Below are 2,286 nucleotides of genomic sequence, written 5' to 3' on the forward strand. Positions count from 1 at the left end.
AAGAAACGCTGGTCTGCGGTGCAGTCAGCGCTGGGACTGCCAGATCTGGAAACCTTTCTGGCCAGCTATAAGGAAGAGATGGCAACAGCCACCTCGAGTCTGCGAAATCATTCCTGGAAGGAAGCAAACGAGCTGCGGGAAGTTATCACCAGCCAGGTCGAAAACACCGCGAACCCGGCACAGGAAAACTCAACTGGTGCCGGCGAACAGATTGCAAAAGCCAGGTTCGCGATCAATAGCTATCTGTTCTACCACTTTGCCCTGCAACTGCCCCTTGCCAGCGCCTACCGGGAGTACCGGAAAAAATACGATGCAGCGCTGGGGGATATCCTGCTCAAGTCGCTCAATCGCTTTTTCCCGGACGAACAGGATAGCGATGGCACACCCGTTATGTTCCGCTTCTGGAGCGACTCAACCCAGGCCAACTCCCTCAGGGTAACCCTGGCCTATAAAGGTCTGGTCATGAGCTCTGGCCAGCTTCCGGCCAACGCCCGGTTCGCCTTCTGTGAAAATGACAATCCCTTGGCCACCCGATACGGGCAACCCTCCCAGTCGACGGATGCGGCCACGGAAAAACGACCAGTCATGGACGCTGTCTACAACTGCGTCACGGCCTTTACGCCCCCGGCAATGGCTGGCGCGACCCGACGTAAGGTCACGCCCGAAAGTGCCTCAGCCTTGCGGCGCATTCTCCGGGAACTGGACGACATGGTCACGGAATACGGCAAGGACATGGCCAAGGACGAGCTTAAAAGCTATCTATATGAGCAGCTACCGGACGAGGTCGAGCAGGTGGCCAACGAGCTGAATCAGATGCTCGATGCCCAACTGAACGACATGACCGACCACGCCATCGAGCTGGCGGGTTCGATACTGGATCTCATCCTGCAAGCGGGGCAGTCAGAAGAATGAAAACACGTTACAGCCTGACACTGGCACTGCTGATCCTGTTACCGGCTGCCCATCCTGCCCAGGCGGGCTGGGGCCGCGAGGTGGGTGGCCTTTTGAGCAATCTGCCCGTGGTTAGAGGGGTAGGTGAAAAAATACTCGACAACCGGATAGCGTTCATCCGCACCTCACAGAAACAGGCTCATGCCATGGGCCGGATCAGGCCTGATCTGGGAAGCCAGGCCAATCTGCGTGCCGCACCCGGAACCGGAGCCAGCAGCCCGGTTATCGGACAACTCAGTCCGGGGGACAGCTTTATCATTCTTGGCAGAGTCACCGGCAAGCCCTGGTTCCACATCCGTCTGAACAACGGCCGCAAGGCCTATATTCATTCCAATCTGGTGATCGTCAACAATTGAACTGACGCGCCATCAGGAACGTCTGGCAACAGCCTTAATGCACCTCACGCACAAATCACTTGGCCTCCGGCCCGGCCTTCCGCTATCGTTAGGAAGCCATTCAAAGCCAATAACAACGTCAGTGAACAAGGTGCTGTCTGATGGAAATACGTCCTGCTGCCACCCTGGCTATTACCAGGGATACCCCCAAAGGCATTGAAGTCCTGCTGCTGCAACGCACCTGGGATGCCACCTTCATGCCAGGATTTTACGTGTTCCCGGGGGGTGCCGTAGACGAAGCGGACAAACGCTGCGCCGAGCACCTTACCGGAGGTGATGATGCCTCTACCAGTCATGACATGGCAGTTCCCGAAGGCGGCAGCCATTACATGATTGCAGCCATTCGTGAAAGTTTTGAGGAAGCCGGCGTGATGCTGGCCCTGGATGAAAACGGCGATCACCTGACCCAGAGCCATCCGGTGTTCGGCGAGCGGGACGCCATGGTGGCCGGAGATGAAACCCTGGCAGGCCTGTGTCACCGCTACAAGCTGACCTTGCCGCTGGACCGGCTGGTATACCTCAGCCACTGGGTGACTCCGCCGGGACCACCGCGTCGTTTCGACACCCGCTTCTTCGTGGCCGCCATGCCCGACGATCAGACCCCCGGCCACGATCGCATTGAAACCATCGATCACGTCTGGCTGACACCTCAGGAAGCACTGGACGAACACCGCCAGGGCACCCGCCTGTTTGCCTCGCCCACCCTGCGGACGCTGCGGGTACTGGCAGATTTTGAGACCACCGAGTCGCTGATCAAGTTTGCGCGTTCTCAGCCACCGGAGGAACAGGTACGCAAACCCTGGCCGGCGCTGCGCAAGGGCAAGATCATTATGGTGGAACCCGGCACCCCGGGTTTCGATGAGGTAAGACGCCTCGACCCGGACGAACAGGGTCACGCCAAAGCCGAAATCATCACCGGCGAAGCCATCACCATTGCACC

2 protein-coding genes and 1 pseudogene are annotated in these 2,286 nt (G+C 58.5%); all 3 read left to right on the forward strand.

Annotated elements, in window-relative coordinates; genetic code table 11:
• A partial coding sequence (locus tag AAC035_RS20710; RefSeq protein ID WP_339807012.1) for a hypothetical protein occupies window positions 1-912 on the forward strand: 912 nt, incomplete at its 5' end.
• Window positions 909-1,307 (forward strand): SH3 domain-containing protein, encoded by a 399-nt coding sequence (locus tag AAC035_RS20715; protein ID WP_339807013.1) that lies wholly within the window; start codon window positions 909-911, stop codon window positions 1,305-1,307. The genes AAC035_RS20710 and AAC035_RS20715, both read left to right, overlap by 4 nt.
• Window positions 1,308-1,447: 140 nt before the next feature.
• A pseudogene (locus AAC035_RS20720) lies at window positions 1,448-2,286 on the forward strand (MBL fold metallo-hydrolase); the annotation flags it as partial.

It is taken from the genome of uncultured Marinobacter sp. (assembly GCF_963974375.1).
Lineage (GTDB): Bacteria > Pseudomonadota > Gammaproteobacteria > Pseudomonadales > Oleiphilaceae > Marinobacter.

Bases quoted from the DNA above. Each gene is read 5' to 3' on its own strand.
- AAC035_RS20715 (WP_339807013.1), top strand. From the start codon at position 909: ATGAAAACACGTTACAGCCTGACACTGGCACTGCTGATCCTGTTACCG.